The sequence below is a fragment of the Streptomyces sp. NPDC088794 genome, assembly GCF_044750545.1.
GTDB lineage: Bacteria > Actinomycetota > Actinomycetes > Streptomycetales > Streptomycetaceae > Streptomyces.
Genome location: NZ_JBIVKB010000020.1, coordinates 121145 through 139251, shown reverse-complemented (window position 1 = coordinate 139251; position 18107 = coordinate 121145). Strand labels below are relative to the sequence as shown.

Sequence of the window (18107 nt, the reverse complement as noted above, 5' to 3'; positions counted from 1 at the left end):
GTCAGGTGGTCGCCGACGTCCGGAGGTGACCTGAGACGGGCTCCTTCGGCGTGCGTCGGGTGCGGGCCAGACAGCCGGCCGTCGTCAGCAGCGTCACGCCCAGGACCGCCAACACCAGCCGGTGGTCGGTCACTTCGACCACGGCCGCGCCCAGCGCCAGCCCGAGCACGTTCGGCGTGAACATCAGGGTGTTGGCGGTCGCGGTCGTGCGGTCCAGCAGGGCGTCCGGTGTCTCGCGCTGTACGAGGGTCAGCGCGGCGATCAGGACGCAGGGCAGACCCACCCCGCTCATCGCGCCGGACGCGAGGGCCACCGGATCGGCAGGGACGGCCCGCACCGCCACCGCGAGCCCCGTGAGGGCGATGCCGGCCGCCGCGAACCGGCGCTCGCCGAGCCGGCGCATGAGCGGCCCGCCGGCCAGCCCCACGGCGACCGATCCTGCGCCCTGGACGGCATACAGGACACCGGCGTAGGAGGGCGGCCGGCCGAGGCTGTCGATGACGGCGTAGAGGAGTGACCCGCTCAGGCCCGCGCAGAACATCGTGGCGCCGGCCGCCAGGACCAGGGGGCGCAGACGTGGGTGCGCCCAGAGGTGGCGGGTCCCCTCGACGGTGCGGGCGCGCCAGTCGGTGGTGGGGCGGCGGGGTTTCTCCTCGCGGACCGGCACGAGCGCGTACACGCCCGTGGCCAGGACGAACGTGAGCGCGTCGAGGAGGGCGACGGCCGGGCCGCCGTACACCGTGAACAGGCCCGCGCCGGCCAGCGGGGCGACCAGCTTCATGCCCTCGTTCGCCGTCATGCGCAGGCCGTTGAAGTCGCCGAGCAGGGACGGGGCGACCGCGGCGGTCGCGAGTGCCGACTCCGCCGCGTCATGGACGACGCCCGTGGCGCCGTACACGAACAGGACCGTGTAGAGCAGCCACAGACGGGCGGGGGAGTCGACGGCGAAGAGGGTGGGCAGGAGGGCCGCCGGCAGGAGGTTCGCGCCGATCAGCAGGGGTTTGCGGCGGGTGCGGTCGGCGAGCGTGCCGAGCAGGGGGCCGGCGAGCGTGGGCAGCCACATGGCGACCAGGCAGAGCGCGGCCAGCCCGTCCGAGCCGGTCAGTTCCTTGACCCACACGCCGGACACCAGCCACAGCGCGGAGGTGCCGAACCCGGAGACCACGACCCCGGCCAGGTACAGCCCCGCGGCGCGGTCGCGCAGGACCCGTGTCACCGTCCATCTCGATGTCGTCATGCCTGGTCATCGTGGGCCTAAGGGGCCGGGGGCGGGATCGGGCAGGTGCCCTATCCGCGGGGGTGGTGGCGTGGGGCGCGATGAGTTTCGGGGCCGGGGCCGGTCCACCCTGACGAAGAACCGTGAACCGTGAGGAGCAGCCCATGACCGACCACCCCCTCGACCTCGGACCGCAGGCCCGCGTGATCGCCCGGCTCGCCGAGGGTGTCACCGACGGACAGCTGGCGGACCGGACGCCCTGTCCGGAGAGCGCCGTGCGCAACATCCTGGGGCACCTCGCCGGGCTGTCCGTCGCCTTCCGCGACGCCGGCCGCAAGGACCTGGGTGCCACCACCGACACCAACCCGAACGACGCCGTGCCGGACATCGGGCCCGGCTGGCGCGAGGAGTTGCCCAAGGTGCTCGACGAACTCGCCGACGCCTGGCGCGACCCGGCCGCGTGGACCGGTATGACCCGCGCGGGCGGCCTGGACCTGCCGGGCGAGATCGCCGGTGCCGTCGCCGTCGACGAACTGGTCATCCACGGCTGGGACCTGGCCCGCGCCACCGGTCAGCCGTACGAACCCGACCCGGCCGCGCTCCGGGTCGCGCACGACTTCCTGCTCGCCGCGGCCGAGGACCCGAGCCGGGGCGGCGGCATCTTCGGCCCGGTGGTCCCGGTACCGGCGGACGCGCCCCTGCTGGACCGCGCGGTGGGTCTCAGCGGACGGAACCCGGGCTGGGAGCGCTGAACCCGGGCAATCCCAACTTCCTTTGTCCGAAGCATTGACGAACCATGCGCCCGCTCCTACTTTCAACGCGTCGTACTTCGTACGTCATATATGAGACGCGATATGTGAGATCCGAGAGGCGCGCATGACCTCTGTGCCCATGCCGATTCCGTCCCGCACGCAGTTCGTGCTGGACGCGATCAAACACCGCATCCTCACCGGGCAGTTGACGCCCGGTCAGGCCCTGGTCGAGACCGAGCTGGCCGCGTCCTTCGGGGTGTCCAAGACCCCGGTGCGCGAGGCGCTCAAGACCCTGGCCGGGACCGGGCTCGTCGTGATGAACCAGTACAAGGGCGTCACGGTGCGCATGGTGGACGCGGACATGGCGCGCGAGGTCTACGACGTACGACTGCTGCTCGAACCCGAGGCGCTGAAGCGGTCGGTGCTCCGCGGAGCCTCACTGGCCGCCGCACGCGACGCCCTCACCAAGGCCGACGACGCCTCCGACACCGCCGAACGCTCGCTCGCCAACCGGGAGTTCCACCGCGCCCTCTACCTGCCGTGCGGCAACCCGCTGCTCGGCCGGATGCTCGACGAGGTCCGCGACCAGGCCGCCCTCGTCTCCGCCGTCGCCTGGGCCGCCTCGCCCTCCTGGGAGCGGGAGGCCGGCGAGCACCGCGAGATCCTGCGGCTCGCCCTCGACGGCGACGCGGACGGCGCGGCGACCGCGCTGCACGCCCACATCGAGTCGTTCGTGCAACGGGCCTTCCCCGACGCGGAGTCGGGGTCCCAGAGAGAGGACGGGCGGGCATGACGGCGGCCTTCGAGACCCGACGGGCGGCCCTGGCCGACGTGGTGGCGATCCCGGTGACCCCCTTCGCCGAGGACGGCACGGTCGACCAGGATGCCCACCGGGCGCTGCTGCGCCGCCTGCTCGACGGCGGGGTTCGCATCCTCACGCCCAACGGGAACACCGGCGAGTTCTACGCCCTGACCCCCCAAGAGCGGCAGCTCGTCACCGAGTTGACCATCGACGAGGCGGGCGAGCGGGCCGCGGTCCTCGTCGGCGTCGGCCACGACGTGCCCACCGCCGTCGCCGCCGCGCGGCACGCCCAGGAGCGCGGCGCCCAGATGGTGATGGTCCATCAGCCCGTCCACCCGTACGTCTCCCAGGGCGGCTGGGTCGACTACCACCGCGCCATCGCCGAGGCCGTGCCCGACCTGGGCGTCGTCCCGTACATCCGCAACGCCCAACTGCCCGGCGCCCGCCTCGCCGAACTCGCCGACGACTGCCCGAACGTCATCGGCGTCAAGTACGCCGTCCCCGACGCCGCCCGCTTCGCCGCCTTCGCCCGGGACGCGGGGCTCGAACGCTTCGTGTGGGTGGCCGGGCTGGCCGAACCGTACGCGCCCTCCTACTTCTCGGCGGGCGCCACCGGCTTCACCTCGGGGCTCGTGAACGTCGCCCCGGCCGTTTCGCTGAACATGATCGAAGCGCTTCGATCAGGGGACTACCCCGGGGCGATGAAGGTGTGGGAGCAGATCCGCCGGTTCGAGGAACTGCGTGCGGAGAACGGCTCCGCCAACAACGTCACGATCGTCAAGGAAGCGCTTGCGTCCCTCGGCCTGTGCCGCCGTGACGTACGGCCGCCCAGCAGGCCCCTGCCGGAGAGCGAGCGCGCCGAGGTCGCCGAGATAGCCGCCGGGTGGTCCGTATGAAGGCACCGGAAGAGCTCAGAAGCCACCAGTGGTACGGCACCGACGGGCTGCGCTCCTTCAGCCACCGGGCCCGCACCCGCCAGCTCGGCTACCTCCCCGAGGAGCACCTCGGCAAGCCCGTCATCGCGATCCTCAACACCTGGTCGGACATCAATCCCTGCCATGTGCACCTCCGTGATCGCGCACAGGCCGTGAAGCGCGGGGTGTGGCAGGCCGGCGGATTCCCCCTGGAGTTCCCGGTCTCGACCCTCAGCGAGACCTTCCAGAAGCCGACCCCGATGCTCTACCGCAACCTCCTCGCCATGGAGACCGAGGAGCTGCTGCGGTCGTATCCCGTCGACGGTGCCGTGCTCATGGGCGGCTGTGACAAGTCGACCCCCGCGCTGCTCATGGGCGCCGCGAGCGTAAACCTGCCGGCCGTCTTCGTGCCGGCCGGGCCGATGCTGCCGGGGCACTGGCGGGGCGAGGTGCTCGGCTCCGGCACCGACATGTGGAAGTACTGGGACGACAAGCGCGCAGGACTCATCGGCGACTGCGAGATGACCGAACTGGAGAGCGGCCTGGCCCGCTCGCCCGGCCACTGCATGACGATGGGTACGGCGTCCACGCTCACGGCCGCCGCCGAGGCGCTCGGCGTCACGGTCCCGGGCGCGTCCAGCATCCCGGCCGTCGATTCCGGGCACGACCGGATGGCCGCCGCCGCGGGCCTTCGTATCGTCGAACTGGTCCACCGGGACCGGAAGTTGAGCGACATCCTCACCGCGGACGCCTACGCGGACGCCGTCACCACCGTGCTCGGCCTCGGCGGCTCCACCAACGCCGTGATCCATCTGATCGCCATGGCGGGCCGGTCCGGCGTCCGGCTCACCCTCGACGACTTCGACCGGGTCGCCCGCACGGTGCCGGTGCTGGCGAACGTGCGGCCCGGCGGACGGACGTACCTCATGGAGGACTTCCACTTCGCCGGCGGGCTGCCCGGGTTCCTCTCCCGGATCACGGACCTGCTCCACCTGGACCGGCCGACGGTCTCGTACGACACCCTGCGGGAGCAGCTCGACGGCGCGCAGGTGCACGACGACGACGTCATCCGGCCGCGCGACAACCCGGTCGCGAGCGAGGGCGGGGTGGCCGTGCTGCGCGGCAACCTCTGCCCGGACGGCGCCGTCATCAAGCACATCGCCGCCGAGCCGCACCTGCTCAAGCACACCGGTCCCGCGGTCGTCTTCGACGACTACCGCACCCTGCAACGCACCATCAACGAACCGGAGTTGGGCATCACCGCCGACAGTGTCCTGGTCCTGCGCGGCTCCGGTCCCAAGGGCGGCCCCGGCATGCCCGAGTACGGCATGCTGCCGATCCCCGACCACCTGCTCAAGCAGGGGGTGCGGGACATGGTCCGGATCTCCGACGCCCGGATGAGCGGCACGAGTTACGGTACCTGCGTGCTGCACGTGGCGCCCGAGTCGTACGTCGGCGGACCGCTCGCCCTGGTCCGCACCGGGGACAGCATCACGCTGGACGTCGAGGGCCGCAGCCTCCAACTCAACGTGGACGACGAGGAGTTGGCGCGCCGCCGGGCGGAGTGGACACCGCCGCCCGCACGGTACGAGCGCGGCTACGGCGCGCTCTACAACGAACAGATCACCCAGGCCGACACCGGCTGCGACTTCGAGTTCCTGGCCCGGCCGGGCGAAGTGCCGGACCCGTACGCCGGTTGAGCACCGCACCTCCCGCACGCCCGTTTCGCGCGCCCGCTCCGCACGCCCGTCGAGCAAGCGCTTCCTGCACCCGAACCACACCCGCACCCGCACCCGCTGCACCCGCCCCACTGGAACGGAGAACAGTCATGGCCCAAGCCGCAGCCGTGGCGAAACCGCCCGCGCCACCCCGGCGACGCCGTGCCTCCGCCACGCCCCGCAGGCTGCCCTACCTGCTGATCGCCCCGGCGGCGCTGCTGATGCTGGGCTTCATCGCCTACCCGGTGATCAGCGTCTTCTACTACAGCCTGCAGAACTACAACCCCACCAAGCCGTGGCGCAACGGCTACGCGGGCTTCGACAACTTCGTGCACGCCTTCACCGACGACCCGCAGTTCTGGGACACCCTGACCTTCAGCGCCAAATGGGTGATCGTCGAGGTGGGACTGCAACTGCTCTTCGGTCTGGCGCTGGCCCTGATCGTCAACCAGACCTTCGTCGGACGGGCCGTCGGCCGCGCGCTGGTGTTCTCCCCGTGGGCCGTCTCCGGCGTACTGACCTCCGCGATCTGGGTGCTGCTCTACAACTCCCAGACGGGCGTGACCCGTTACCTCGCGGACCTGGGCATCGGCTCGTACGGCACCAGTTGGCTGTCGGACACCTCGACGGTCTTCCCGGCAGCCATAGTCGCCGATCTCTGGCGCGGGGTCCCCTTCTTCGCGATCCTCATCCTCGCCGACCTCCAGTCCGTCTCGAAGGACCTGTACGAGGCCGCCGAGGTCGACGGGGCGCGCCGCCTCCAGCAGTTCTGGCACATCACGCTGCCCCACCTCAAGGACGCCATCGTGCTGTCGACGCTGCTGCGCGCCGTGTGGGAGTTCAACAACGTCGACCTGCTCTACACCCTCACCGGCGGCGGACCGGCCGGCGAGACCACGACCCTGCCCCTCTACATCGCCAACACCAGCGTGGACGCCCACAACTTCGGCTACGCCTCGGCCCTGACCACGGTCGCGTTCGTGATCCTGCTTTTCTGCTCGATCGTCTATCTGCGGCTGAGCAAGTTCGGAGGTGGTGAGAAGTGATCACCGAGATCGCCCCCGCTCCCGAGCGGGTCGAGCCCCCGCCCACCGACACACGGGGCAGGCGCCGCGCCTGGGACGAGGCACCCCGCTGGCAGATCTATGTCCCCCTGTCGATCTACCTCGTCTTCACCCTGATCCCCTTCTACTGGATCCTCCTCTTCGCCCTGCGCCCGGCCGGCTCGACCTCCCTGGTGCCCTGGCCGATGACCTTCGAGCACTTCGAAAAGGTCTGGAACGAGCGGGCGTTCGGCACCTACTTCCAGAACAGCGTGCTGGTCGGCGTCTCCACGCTGGTGATGACGACCCTGGTCGCCCTCGCCGGCGGATACGCCCTCGCCCGGTTCGACTTCCGGATCAAGCGGACCTTCATGCTCGCGCTGCTGTGCACCCAGTTCGTGCCGGGCGCGCTGCTGCTGGTCCCGCTCTTCGAGATCTTCGCCAACCTGCGGATGATCAACTCGCTGTCCAGCGTGGTCATCGCCGAGACCGTCTTCCAGCTGCCGCTGTCGATGATTCTCATCAGCGGGTTCATCCGGAACGTGCCCTACTCCCTGGAGGAGGCCGCCTGGGTCGACGGCTGCAACCGCCTCACCGCCTTCCGGATCGTCGTACTCCCGCTGCTGCGGCCCGGGTTGATCGCCGTCGGCTCCTTCGCCTTCGTGCACGCCTGGAACCACTTCCTGTTCGCCCTGATGTTCCTCTCCGACCAGGGCAAGCAGACAATCCCGGTCGGCCTCAACACGCTGATGAGCGCGGACAGCGTCGACCTCGGTGCGCTCGCCGCGGGCGGCATCATCGCGGCCGTACCCGTCGTGCTCGTGTTCGCCTTCATCCAGAAGTGGCTGATCACCGGCTTCAGCGCGGGGGCGGTGAAGGGATGAGCCGACGACCTACCCTGCACACAAAGATCGACAGCGCAGGGAGAATCCCATGAGCAGCATCCCCGTTCCCGTCGTTCTCGCGGGTGCGCGCGGCCACGGCCGCTGGCACGTCGAGAACATCCGCAGGCTCCAGGACAAGGGGCTCGTACGACTCGTGGGGATCTGCGAGCTGACACCGCTGACCGAGGAGGAGCTCGGGGGTGGGTTCGGGGGTCAACTGCCCGAGCAGTCCGCCGACTTCGCCGCCCTGCTCGACTCCACCGGTGCCCGCGTCGCCGTGATCTGCACGCCGATCCCGACCCACACCGACCTGGCCCTGATCGCGGCCGAGCGGGGCGTGCACCTGCTCCTGGAGAAGCCGCCCGCGCCGTCGTACGCCGAGTTCCGGCGGATGGCGGACGGGGTCGCCGCGGCCGGCACGGTCTGCCAGATCGGCTTCCAGTCGCTGGGCTCGCACGCCGTGCCCGCGATCCGGAAGCTGCTCGCCGAGGGCGCGATCGGAGAGGTCGTGGGCGTGGGCGGAGCCGGGGCCTGGGCGCGTGCGGAGTCGTACTACCGGCGGGCGCCCTGGGCCGGGAAGCGGCGCCTGAACGGCGTCGACGTGGTGGACGGGGTGCTCACCAACCCCCTCGCGCACGCCGTCGCCACCGGGCTCGCCCTGCTCGGCACCACCCGCGCCGAGGACGTCACCGGCATCGAGACCGAGCTGCTGCGCGCCAACGACATCGAGTCCGACGACACCTCGTGCGTCCGTGTGAACACCGCGCGCGGCCCGGTCACCGTCGCCGCCACGCTGTGCGCCGAGGAGCCGGGGGAGCCGTATGTCGTGGTGCACGGCGACAGCGGCCGGATCACCTACTGGTACAAGCTCGACCGGGTGCTGGTGCAGCGGGCGGACCACGGTCCGCAGGAGAGCGAGTACGGCAGCACCGACCTGCTGGAGAACCTGGTCGAGCACCTCACCACCGGCGCCGCCCTGCTGGTCGAGCCGAATGAGACGGGCGCCTTCATGAAGGTCGTCGAGGCGATTCGAGTGGCCGAGGACCCGGCTCAACTCCCCTCCGAAGTCTGGTACTTCCTGCCCGACGAGGAGCGCCGGGCGGTGCGCGGCATCGACGGCCTGGTCGCCGCCTCGGCCGAGTCCCTCGCCCTCTACTCCGAGCTGGGCGCCGCCTGGGCGCCACCGAAAGAGGTGAGCACATGACGACCGACGACACCCTGGTCCTGCGCGTCGCGGGCCGCCCGGTCGGCCGCTACGTCACCCGCCCCGAACTGCCGATCACCGTTGCCCCGCGCCCCTATCTGCACCCCGTCACCACCCTGGCCGGCACGGCGGTCACCGAACTGAGTCCGGCCGACCATCTCCACCACCTCGGCGTCGGTGTCGCCGTTCCCGACGTCGAGGGGCACAACTTCTGGGGCGGACGCACCTACGTCCGCGACCGGGGCCCGACCGAACTCGCCGACCACGGCACCCAGCGCCACGCCTCCTTCCAGCTCCGCGACCCCGACGGTTTCATCGAGGAACTGCGCTGGATCGCCGGGGGCGTCGAGTTACTGCGCGAGCGCCGCACCGTCGCTGCCGTCGAACTCACCGACTCCGCCTGGGCGTTGGACTTCACCTTCTCCCTCACCAATGTCACCCCGGGCCCGCTGTCGATCGGCAGCCCTGCCACCAACGGCCGCCCCGGCGCGGCCTACGGCGGCTTCTTCTGGCGGGCCCGCAAGGAGTCCACCGCCCCGGACGTCTTCACCGCCGACCAGGAGGGCGAGCCGCGGGTCCACGGCACCCGCGCCGACTGGCTCGCCCTGGCGGGGGCGGACTGGACACTGATCTTCGCCGGCGCCACCGAGCGGACCCGCCGCGACCCGTGGTTCGTCCGCACCGCCGAATACCCGGGCGTCGGCTCGTCGTTGGCGCACACCGAACGGCTCCCGGTCCCGCCGGGCGAGACCGTCGTACGCAGGGTCGTCACCGTCGTCGCCGACGGCCGCCCGGACCGTGCCGACGCCGCCGCGCTGGTCCGCAAGGCGGTGAGCCAATGACCCCGGAGCCGATTACCCCGGAGCCAGTGACCTCGGAGCCGATGGCTTCCGAGACGTACACCAACCCCGTCCTGAACGCCGACTGGTCCGACCCCGATGTGATCCGCGTCGGCGACGACTTCTACCTCACCGCCTCCAGCTTCGGCCGCGTCCCCGGACTGCCCCTCCTGCACTCCAGCGACCTCGTCAACTGGACACTGATCGGCCACGCCCTCGAACGCCTCGAACCCACCCGGGAGTTCAGGACCCCACGACCGGACGGCGGAGTCTGGGCACCTTCCCTCCGGCACCACGAGGACCGCTTCTGGATCTTCTGGGGCGACCCCGACCACGGCATCTTCCAGATCAACGCCCATGAGATCAGGGGCCCGTGGACCCGCCCCCACCTCCTGAAGGCGGGCCGCGGACTCATCGACCCCTGCCCGCTGTGGGACGAGGAGACCGGCGAGGCGTACCTGGTGCACGCCTGGGCCAAGTCCCGCTCGGGCATCAAGAACCGGCTCACCGGCCACCGTATGCGTCCCGACGGCACCGAACTCCTCGACGAGGGAAAGGTGATCGTTGACGGCGACCGGATCCCCGGCTGGTTCACCCTCGAAGGCCCCAAGCTCCACCGGCACGACGGCTGGTTCTGGATCCTGGCCCCCGCCGGGGGAGTGGAGACCGGCTGGCAGGGCGCCCTGCGCGCACGCGACTTCTTCGGACCGTACGAGGCGAAGGTCGTCCTGGAGCAGGGGGACACCGACGTCAACGGCCCGCACCAGGGCGGCTGGGTGCGGACGCCGTCCGGCGAGGACTGGTTCCTGCACTTCCAACAGCGGGGCGCCTACGGGCGGGTCGTCCACCTCCAGCCGATGCGGTGGGGCGAGGACGGCTGGCCGGTGCTGGGGAACGACGGCGCGCCCGTCGCCGTACACCGGCGCCCCGACCTCCCACCTCAACCGCCCACCGCACCCGCCACCGACGACGACTTCCCCGGCGGTCGCTTCGGCCGGCAGTGGCAGTGGACCGCCAACCCGCAACCCGGGTGGGCCACCCAGCACTCCGGTGACGGCCTGCGGCTGGCCTGTGTGCGCACAGCCGACGCGCACGACCTGCGCAGGCTGCCCAACCTGCTCACCCAGCGGCTGCCCGGCACCCCGTCCGCCGTCGAGGTCGAACTGCGGCTGCACAGCGAGGAGTCGGGCGCGCGAGCCGGACTCGCGGTGCTCGGCGACGCGTTCGGCTGGATCGGGCTCCAGCGGGGCGAGGACGGGGCGGTCCACGTCGTGCACCGGTTCGCCGAGGAGGTCGCCGAGCGGGAGCGCGATGCCGCTCACGCACGGCTCGCTCCGGAGGGACGCGTCCGGCTGCGGATCGAGATCGGCGCGCAGGCGCGCTGCCGGTTCCTCTACGACATCGGCGACGGCCCGCGACCTTCAGGGCCCGTCTTCGCCGCCACCCCCTGGCGCTGGATCGGCGCCCTGTTGGGGCTCTTCGCCCTCGCGCCCACCGGTGGCGGCCACGCCGGTGCGGCAACCTTCGCGCACTTCAGGATCGACTCCTTGTAATCCCTGACAACCCACCGCCCTCGTAGTCCTGTTGGGAGCCGCAATGACGCAGCACCTGCATGGCAAGCGCTTGCCCAGTCCGCCACCTCCTCAAGAAGAGAGCCGACCGATGAAGTTCAGCATCCGCAGAAGCAGGCGCCTCGCCCTCGCCGTCGCCCTGGGTTCCGTGCTCGCGCTGACCGCCACCGCCTGCGGTGACGACGGCAGCGGGAGCGCGGGGGACAAGGGCGACGAGGGCTCCGGCAAGGGCGAGATCACCTTCTGGGACAACAACGGCGGTGTCCGCACCGACATCTGGAAGGAGATCATCGCCGACTTCGAGAAGAAGAACCCGGACATCAAGGTCAAGTACGTCGGCATCCCCGCCGCCAGTGCCCAGTCCAAGTACGACACCGCCATCCAGGGCGGCGGCCTGCCCGACGTCGGCGGGGTGGGCACCGCGATGCTCGCCGAGGTCGCGGTGCAGGGCGCGTTGGAGCCGTTGGACAGCCGGCTGGCGAAGAGCCCGCTCAAGGGGAAGCTGAGCCAGAACCTCGTGGACGGCAGCCGGGCCGCGGGCGGCGGCGACAAGCTGTACCAGATCCCGACCTCGTCCAACAACGGCACGCTGTGGTACCGGACGGACCTGTTCGAAAGCGCCGGGCTGGAGGCGCCGACGACCTGGTCGAACTTCTACGCCGCCGCCGACAAGCTCACGGACAAGGGCAAGAACGAGTTCGGGTTCACCATTCGCGGCGGCGAGGGTTCCATCGCGCCGGCCCTGGACGCGGCGTACGGCCAGAGTGGCATCACGTCCTTCTGGAACGGTGACAAGACGACGGTCAACGACCCCAAGAACGTTGCCGCGTTGGAGAAGTACGTCGCCCTGTACAAGAAGGACACCCCGTCCGCCGACGTCAACAACGACTTCACCAAGATGGTCGCGCAGTGGGACAGCGGCACGATCGGGATGCTGAGCCACAACCTCGGTTCGTATCAGGACCACTTGAAGGCGCTGGGCGCGGGGAAGTTCCGCGGGCTGCCCAACCCGACGCAGGACGACGGCAGTCGGGTGCAGATCTCCAACCCCGTGGATGGGTTGAGTGTGTTCAAGTCCAGCAAGAACAAGGCGGCTTCCTGGAAGTTCATCGAGTTCGCCCTCTCGCACGAGGAGAACTCCAAGTTCAACGAGTCGGCGGGGCAGATACCGGCCAACACGGAGGCTGCGCAGGACGCGTGGATCCAGTCGGCGGAGCCTACGAAGCTGGCGGCGGAGGCGTTGAACGGCAACGGTACGAAGATTGTGCAGCTGCCGTATTACCTGCCGGACTGGAACACGATCTCCAAGGCCGACAACGAGCCGAACTATCAGAAAGTGTTGCTCGGGAAGATGACGGCGAAGGAGTTTCTGGACACGTTGGCCGATCAGTTGAACGCGGCGCAGGTTGATTGGAAGAAGAACCACTGAGGGTGTGGGTGGTTTCGGTTTGTGGGGGACTGTGGGTCCGTTGTGGCTGGTCGCGCAGTTCCCCGCGCCCCTGGGGTCGGGAAGGTGAACGGGATTGGTAGTTAGCCGTAGACAGGTTGCCGCGGGCGCATTGGCCGCCGTTCCTCTCATCGGGCGCGGTCCGGAGAGGAAGCGCACGCTCTATATCGCCGGTGATTCCACCGCCGCTCAGAAATTCGCTGACGCCGCGCCTGAGGCCGGGTGGGGGATGGCCCTCCCCTTCTTTCTCCGGAAGAACGTGGCCGTTGCCAATCACGCCGTGAACGGGCGTAGTTCGAAGAGTTTTGTCGATGAGGGTCGGCTTGATGCGATTCTTTCGGTGATGCGGTCGGAGGATCTCCTGATCGTCCAGTTCGCGCACAACGACGAGAAGAGTGACGATCCCAGCCGCTACACCGAGCCGTGGTCCACGTATCAGGACTATCTGCGGCTCTATGTCGAGGGGGCTCGGGCGAAAGGCGCTCGGCCCGTCCTCGCCACTCCCGTCGAGCGTCGGCGGTTCGATGTCGGCGGGAATGCCCTGCCGACCCACGGCGAGTATCCGGCGGCCATGCGTGCGCTCGCCGTCGCGGAACGGGTTCCGTTGCTCGACATCGAGGCGCTGTCGCTCGCGCTCTGGCAGGCGCTCGGGGTCGAGGCGACGAAGAGCTACTTCAACTGGACCGACACCGAGCAGGACAACACGCACTTCAATCCGCCGGGGGCCATCGCCGTGGCGCGGCTCGTGGCGCGGGAGTCGGTGCGCAAGCGAGTGCTGGCCCGGCGCGATGTCGTCCGGCTGGACGAGGACATCCCCACTTCCTGGATCACTTGGCCACCCGCATAGCTGAGGAGACCCGCACCATGCACGTACTGAGATGTCATGCGCGCGTCATGAGCGCAACCGTGGGCTGCACGGCCCTCGTGCTCGCCGTCACCGGGGCCGGGACGGCCCAGGCCGCTCACCGGCCCGCCCTCGACCGGCAGGTGCTGCCCGCGAACGACGGCTGGGCCGCCGCGGGCACCGGCACCACGGGCGGCGCCGCCGCCGATGCCGCGCACGTCTACACCGTCAGCGACTGGGACGGCTTCAAGGCCGCGCTCGCCGCCGGCGGCAGCGCGCCGAAGATCATCAAGGTGAAGGGCGTCATCGACGCCGACGGGCCGAGCTGTGCCTCGTTCGAGGCGGCCGGGTACGACTTCGCCGGCTACCTGGCGACGTACGATCCCGCCGTCTGGGGGCGCGACAAGAACCTGGACGGTGAGGCCGACGGCAGTCCCGAGGGTCTGCGCCGGGCCTCCGCCGCGAACCAGGACGCCTACATCAAGGCGTCCGTGCCGGCCAACACCACCATCGTCGGCATCGGCAGGAACGCCGGTTTCAGCGGCGCCAGCCTCCAGATCAAGGGCGTCGACAACGTCATCGTCCGCAACCTGAGCTTCGAGAGCCCCCTCGACTGCTTCCCGCAGTGGGACCCGACCGACACCGCCGTCGGCAACTGGAACTCCGAGTACGACAGCGCGGTGATCTACGGCTCGACGCACGTGTGGATGGACCACAACACGTTCACCGACGGCGACCACCCGGACAGCACCCTGCCGTCCTACTACGGCCGCATCTACGAACAGCACGACGGTGAACTCGACGTCGTCAGGGGTGCCGACTACGTCACCGCCTCCTGGAACGTCTTCGAGGACCACGACAAGACGATCCTCGTCGGCAACAGCGACAGCGAGTCGACCGCCGTCGGTGACCGGGGGCATTTGAAGGTGACGTTCCATCACAACCTGTTCTCGAACCTTGTGGAGCGCGCGCCCCGCGTCCGGTTCGGCCAAGTGGACTCCTACAACAACCACTTCGTCGCGAACGACGGCTACTCCTACAGCTTCGGCATCGGCAAGGAGTCGCAACTCGTCGCCGAGCACAACGCGTTCACGCTCGCCGAGGGAGTCAGCGCGGGCAAGGTGCTCAAGCGGTGGAACGTCTCGCCGCTGACCGCCGACGACAACTACGTCAACGGCGTGGAGACGGACCTGATCGCCGTCCACAACGCCGAGATCCCCGCCGAGGTCCTGGAGTCCGGGGCGGGCTGGACACCGACGCTGCGGACCAAGGTCGATCCGGCCAGGGCCGTCCCGCGCATCGTCGACTGCGGCGCCGGTTCGGGGCGCCTGGGCTGATCGGTCCTTCGTACGGGCCTTTCGTACGGGTCCTTCGTACGGCCGCCGACCGGGGTGGCGCGCCCTGCTCCGCCCCGGTCGCTCCCAGGCACGGCTCGGCACCCCTCAACGTCTCTCAGTACCGCGAAGGAGCACCCGCATGCCCTCGCATCACCAACGCCCTCTGTCCAGAAGGCGGTTCGCCGCCGGTGTCGTCGGCATCGGAGCCGGCCTCGTCGCTGCACCCGCACACGCGGTCACCGGCCGACCCCGCCCCTTCGGCCGGTACGGTTCCCCCGATCGCCGCCTCACCCCGGGGACCCTGTACGTCGACCCGCTCGGCCGCGGCGACCACCTCACCGTCCAGTCCGCCGTGACCGCCGCGACCGGCAGCGGCCGGACCCTCGTCATCGCCCCCGGCACCTACCGGGAGACGGTCGTCGTCGACGTCACCCGTACCGAGGCCACCTGGCTCGGCGCCTCCGAGGACCCCCGGGACGTCGTGATCGTCCACGACAACGCGGCCGGCACCGCCAAGCCGGGCGGCGGCACCTACGGGACCACCGGCTCGGCCACCACGACCGTCCAGGCCGCCGGGTTCACCGCCCGCTGGATCACCTTCGCCAACGACTGGCTGCGCGCCGACCACCCCGACATCACCGCGACCCAGGCGGTCGCCATCAAGGTGCAGGGCGACCGGAGTTCGTTCACCCACTGCCGTTTCCTCGGTCACCAGGACACCCTGTACGCCGACACGCTCGCGCTCGGCACCTTCGCCCGCCAGTACTACGCGCACTGCTATGCCGAGGGTGACGTCGACTTCGTCTTCGGCCGGGCCACCGCGGTCTACGAGGACTGCCACTTCCGGACGCTGAACCGCACCGACCTGGCCTCGGCCCCGTACGGCTTCGTCCTCGCGCCCTCCACCGCGGTCGCCAACCCGCGCGGCTATCTGGTGACCCGTGGGCGGGTCAGCAGCGAAGCCCCCTCCGCCGCCTACAAGTTGGCCCGCCCCTGGGTGCCCAGCTCCGACACCACGGCCCGTCCGATGCTCACCGTCCGGGAGACCCACCTCGGCCCCGGCATCGACGCGGTCGCGCCCTACGCCAACATGTCGGACGCCTACCCGTGGCAGAGCCAGCGCTTCGCCGAGTACCGCAACACCGGTCCGGGCGCCCGGATCACCGTCCCCGCGAACCGGCCCCAACTCGCCCCCGCCGAGGCCGTGTCGGCGACCCGGGAGGACTGGCTGGGCGACTGGACGCCGTGGTCGGAGGGTTGCTGAGATGCGCCGACGCACTCTGCTGACAGGCATCGCCGGTGGGGTGGTGGGGGTCGGTGCGGGGGTGGGTGTCGGTGCCGGCCACGCGCTTGCCGCACCCGTCTTTTCGAATTCCGCCCGCCGGGTCCTGCACGTCCGCCCCGGCGACTCCGTCCAGGCGGCCGTCGACGCGGTGGACGGGCCCGGCCGGACGATCGTCGTGCATCCGGGGACGTATCGCGAGGTCGTGAACGTCCCGGCGGACAAAGGGGAGTTGACCCTGCGCGGTGCCACCCGCGATCCCCGTGACGCCGTCATCGTCTTCGACCACGCGAACGGCACGCAGAAACCCGACGGCACCACCTACGGCACGGCCGGCTCCGCCACCTTCACCTCGGCCGCCCCCGGGCTGACCGTCCGCGATCTGACGATCGCCAACGACTGGCTGCGGGCCGACCATCCCGAGATCACCGGGACCCAGGCGGTGGCCGCCTACACCTACGGCGACCGCACGCGCTTCGAGAACGTGCGGCTGCTGGCCCACCAGGACACGCTCTTCGTCGACACGAGCGCGCTGGACGTGTTCGACCGGCAGTACTTCCACGGCTGTTACATCGAGGGCGACGTCGACTTCGTCTTCGGGCGGGCCACCGCCGTGTTCGAGGGGTGTCACTTCCACACCCTCCAGCGGGACGTGACCTTCACCCCCAAAGGCATGGTCTTCGCCCCCTCCACCGCCCGGGCCAATCCGCACGGCATCCTCGCCGTCCGCTCCCGGATCACCTCCGGTGCCGAGGACGCCGCGTACAAGCTGGCGCGGCCCTGGGTGCCGTCGTACGAGACGACCGCCTGGCCGTCCCTGGTCGTCCGGGACACCTGGATCGGGCCCGGTATCGACGCCGTGGCCCCGTACACCAACATGCGCGACGCCTACCCCTGGCAGTCCATGCGCTTCCACGAGTACCGCAACACCGGGCCGGGCTCGACGATCACCGTTCCCGGGAACCGGCCCCAACTCACCCGCACCGAGGCCAGGTCGCACACCGCCGCGGCCTACCTCGGTGACTGGCGTCCCTGAAGTCCCCCTCATCCGCGACAGAACGACGAAAGGACCGCACTCCTATGTCTCGTCGTACCGCTCTCACCCTCGGCACGGCCCTCGCCATCGGCGCGGGGCTCGCCGTCCTCCCCACCCAGGCCCACGCGGCCACGGTCGTCGTCGACACGAACGCCGAGCTGACCAGCGCCATCTCAAGTGCCACCGCCGGCACGGTGATTCAGGTGCGCGGCGGCACGTACTACCCGACGGCCACCCTCCAGTCCACGACGAACGGCACCTCGGCCGCGCCGGTCACGCTCACCGCGTACGGCTCGGAGACCGTGAAGATCGACGGCTCGTCGCTGCCGTCCGGGTCCTGGATCTTCAAGCTGACCGCCGACTACTGGAACGTCTCCAACCTCACCTTCCAGAACTCCCCGGACAGCGCGGTCGTCTGCCAGTCCTGCACCGGCACCAACTGGAACAACGTCAAGACCATCAACGGCGGCGACTCCGGCTTCACCCTCACCGGCGACGGGACCGTGAACAACACGGTCAAGAACCTCGACTCGTACGGCAATTACGACGCCGCCACCCACGGCGAGAACGCGGACGGGGTCGCCATCAAGTTCGGGTCGGGGAGCGGGAACCTGGTCACCGGGGCGCGCCTCTACAACAACTCGGACGACGGGATCGACTTCTGGTCCTTCTCCACCCCGGTCACCGTCGAACACACCTGGTCCTTCGGCAACGGCTACAACCGCTGGTCCGACTCGGCCTTCGCGGGGGACGGCAACGGCTACAAGCTGGGCGGCGACGGCGAGGTCGTCGCGCACGTCGTCAACAACTCGGCGGCCTGGGGCAACGCCGGCAACGGGTTCACGGAGAACTCCAACACCGGCGCGCTCGTCATCAACCGGACGACCGCGTACGCCAACAGCAAGTGGGGCTACTACTTCGCCACCAGCGCCGCCAAGCTCGGCAAGAACCTCGCCGTGAGCAACGGCGGGGGCGCGGTGAGCAAGGGCTCCTCGGTCACCTCGGCCGGCAACAACTGGGACAGCGGGATCGGCACCCCGTCGTTCGTCTCCACGGACGCGTCGAGCACGTACAACGCCCGCAGTTCGAGCGGCACCCTGCCCGCGACGACCTTCCTCACCACGGGCAGCACGACCATCGGCGCGACCATGAATTGAGCCGCCTGGGGGTGCTTGACCCGTTTTTTACCCGACGGGTCTCGCGCCCGCCCGGGTGACG

General features: G+C 70.2%; 16 protein-coding genes. 15 read left to right on the top strand and 1 reads right to left on the bottom strand.

Annotation, left to right across the window (positions count from 1 at the left end):
• Position 1: 1 nt before the first annotated feature.
• Complete coding sequence (locus ACIP6U_RS41685; protein ID WP_401727995.1) at positions 2-1237, bottom strand: MFS transporter; 1236 nt, start codon at positions 1235-1237, stop codon at positions 2-4.
• 143 nt (positions 1238-1380) lie between these two features.
• On the opposite strand from ACIP6U_RS41685, the gene ACIP6U_RS41680 reads away from it, so the two are divergent.
• The 15 genes from ACIP6U_RS41680 (at position 1381) to ACIP6U_RS41610 (ending at position 18046) form a co-directional block, all read left to right on the top strand.
• A complete protein-coding gene (locus ACIP6U_RS41680) occupies positions 1381-1968 on the top strand; it encodes a TIGR03086 family metal-binding protein (RefSeq protein ID WP_401727994.1) in 588 nt (195 codons plus the stop codon).
• A 124-nt stretch (positions 1969-2092) separates the two neighbouring features.
• Positions 2093-2761, top strand: a complete 669-nt coding sequence (locus tag ACIP6U_RS41675) for a GntR family transcriptional regulator (RefSeq protein ID WP_401727993.1) — start codon at positions 2093-2095, stop codon at positions 2759-2761.
• Positions 2758-3666, top strand: coding sequence for a dihydrodipicolinate synthase family protein (locus tag ACIP6U_RS41670; protein ID WP_401727992.1), 909 nt, complete (start codon positions 2758-2760; stop codon positions 3664-3666). Before ACIP6U_RS41675 ends, ACIP6U_RS41670 begins: the two co-directional genes overlap by 4 nt.
• Positions 3663-5384 carry an L-arabinonate dehydratase gene (gene araD, locus ACIP6U_RS41665; protein ID WP_401727991.1) on the top strand — a complete coding sequence of 574 codons (1722 nt, stop codon included), beginning with the start codon at positions 3663-3665 and terminating at the stop codon, positions 5382-5384. The genes ACIP6U_RS41670 and araD overlap by 4 nt, the downstream gene beginning before the upstream one ends.
• Before the next feature lie 128 nt (positions 5385-5512).
• Positions 5513-6448, top strand: coding sequence for a carbohydrate ABC transporter permease (locus ACIP6U_RS41660; protein WP_401727990.1), 936 nt, complete (start codon positions 5513-5515; stop codon positions 6446-6448).
• The gene (locus tag ACIP6U_RS41655) at positions 6445-7329 is read left to right on the top strand and encodes a carbohydrate ABC transporter permease (RefSeq protein ID WP_401727989.1); all 885 of its coding nucleotides are present in this window, start codon (positions 6445-6447) and stop codon (positions 7327-7329) included. Before ACIP6U_RS41660 ends, ACIP6U_RS41655 begins: the two co-directional genes overlap by 4 nt.
• A 49-nt stretch (positions 7330-7378) precedes the next feature.
• Positions 7379-8533 (top strand): Gfo/Idh/MocA family protein, encoded by a 1155-nt coding sequence (locus tag ACIP6U_RS41650; protein WP_401727988.1) that lies wholly within the window; start codon positions 7379-7381, stop codon positions 8531-8533.
• Positions 8530-9375, top strand: coding sequence for a PmoA family protein (locus ACIP6U_RS41645; protein ID WP_401727987.1), 846 nt, complete (start codon positions 8530-8532; stop codon positions 9373-9375). Before ACIP6U_RS41650 ends, ACIP6U_RS41645 begins: the two co-directional genes overlap by 4 nt.
• A gap of 41 nt (positions 9376-9416) precedes the next feature.
• Positions 9417-10925, top strand: coding sequence for a family 43 glycosylhydrolase (locus ACIP6U_RS41640; RefSeq protein ID WP_401727986.1), 1509 nt, complete (start codon positions 9417-9419; stop codon positions 10923-10925).
• A 109-nt stretch (positions 10926-11034) separates the two neighbouring features.
• Positions 11035-12372: an ABC transporter substrate-binding protein gene (locus tag ACIP6U_RS41635; protein WP_401727985.1), complete on the top strand. Its 1338-nt coding sequence runs from the start codon at positions 11035-11037 to the stop codon at positions 12370-12372.
• Positions 12373-12466: 94 nt separating this feature from the next.
• Positions 12467-13237: a rhamnogalacturonan acetylesterase gene (locus ACIP6U_RS41630; protein WP_401727984.1), complete on the top strand. Its 771-nt coding sequence runs from the start codon at positions 12467-12469 to the stop codon at positions 13235-13237.
• A 47-nt stretch (positions 13238-13284) separates the two neighbouring features.
• Entirely contained in the window at positions 13285-14571 is a 1287-nt protein-coding gene (locus ACIP6U_RS41625) for a polysaccharide lyase family 1 protein (RefSeq protein WP_401727983.1), read from the top strand.
• A gap of 139 nt (positions 14572-14710) precedes the next feature.
• On the top strand, positions 14711-15835 hold the full coding sequence (locus tag ACIP6U_RS41620; protein WP_401727982.1) for a pectinesterase family protein: 1125 nt from the start codon (positions 14711-14713) through the stop codon (positions 15833-15835).
• A 1-nt stretch (position 15836) separates the two neighbouring features.
• A complete protein-coding gene (locus tag ACIP6U_RS41615) occupies positions 15837-16889 on the top strand; it encodes a pectinesterase family protein (RefSeq protein ID WP_401727980.1) in 1053 nt (350 codons plus the stop codon).
• 44 nt (positions 16890-16933) lie between these two features.
• Complete coding sequence (locus tag ACIP6U_RS41610) at positions 16934-18046, top strand: chondroitinase-B domain-containing protein (RefSeq protein ID WP_401727979.1); 1113 nt, start codon at positions 16934-16936, stop codon at positions 18044-18046.
• Positions 18047-18107 lie beyond the last annotated feature (61 nt).

Excerpts from the sequence above, each read along its gene's own strand:
- ACIP6U_RS41685 (WP_401727995.1), bottom strand. The coding sequence starts at position 1,237 with ATGACGACATCGAGATGGACGGTGACACGGGTCCTGCGCGACCGCGCC.
- ACIP6U_RS41680 (WP_401727994.1), top strand. The coding sequence starts at position 1,381 with ATGACCGACCACCCCCTCGACCTCGGACCGCAGGCCCGCGTGATCGCC.
- ACIP6U_RS41675 (WP_401727993.1), top strand. The coding sequence starts at position 2,093 with ATGACCTCTGTGCCCATGCCGATTCCGTCCCGCACGCAGTTCGTGCTG.
- ACIP6U_RS41670 (WP_401727992.1), top strand. The coding sequence starts at position 2,758 with ATGACGGCGGCCTTCGAGACCCGACGGGCGGCCCTGGCCGACGTGGTG.
- araD (WP_401727991.1), top strand. The coding sequence starts at position 3,663 with ATGAAGGCACCGGAAGAGCTCAGAAGCCACCAGTGGTACGGCACCGAC.
- ACIP6U_RS41660 (WP_401727990.1), top strand. The coding sequence starts at position 5,513 with ATGGCCCAAGCCGCAGCCGTGGCGAAACCGCCCGCGCCACCCCGGCGA.
- ACIP6U_RS41650 (WP_401727988.1), top strand. The coding sequence starts at position 7,379 with ATGAGCAGCATCCCCGTTCCCGTCGTTCTCGCGGGTGCGCGCGGCCAC.
- ACIP6U_RS41645 (WP_401727987.1), top strand. The coding sequence starts at position 8,530 with ATGACGACCGACGACACCCTGGTCCTGCGCGTCGCGGGCCGCCCGGTC.
- ACIP6U_RS41640 (WP_401727986.1), top strand. The coding sequence starts at position 9,417 with ATGGCTTCCGAGACGTACACCAACCCCGTCCTGAACGCCGACTGGTCC.
- ACIP6U_RS41635 (WP_401727985.1), top strand. The coding sequence starts at position 11,035 with ATGAAGTTCAGCATCCGCAGAAGCAGGCGCCTCGCCCTCGCCGTCGCC.
- ACIP6U_RS41625 (WP_401727983.1), top strand. The coding sequence starts at position 13,285 with ATGAGCGCAACCGTGGGCTGCACGGCCCTCGTGCTCGCCGTCACCGGG.
- ACIP6U_RS41620 (WP_401727982.1), top strand. The coding sequence starts at position 14,711 with ATGCCCTCGCATCACCAACGCCCTCTGTCCAGAAGGCGGTTCGCCGCC.
- ACIP6U_RS41615 (WP_401727980.1), top strand. The coding sequence starts at position 15,837 with ATGCGCCGACGCACTCTGCTGACAGGCATCGCCGGTGGGGTGGTGGGG.
- ACIP6U_RS41610 (WP_401727979.1), top strand. The coding sequence starts at position 16,934 with ATGTCTCGTCGTACCGCTCTCACCCTCGGCACGGCCCTCGCCATCGGC.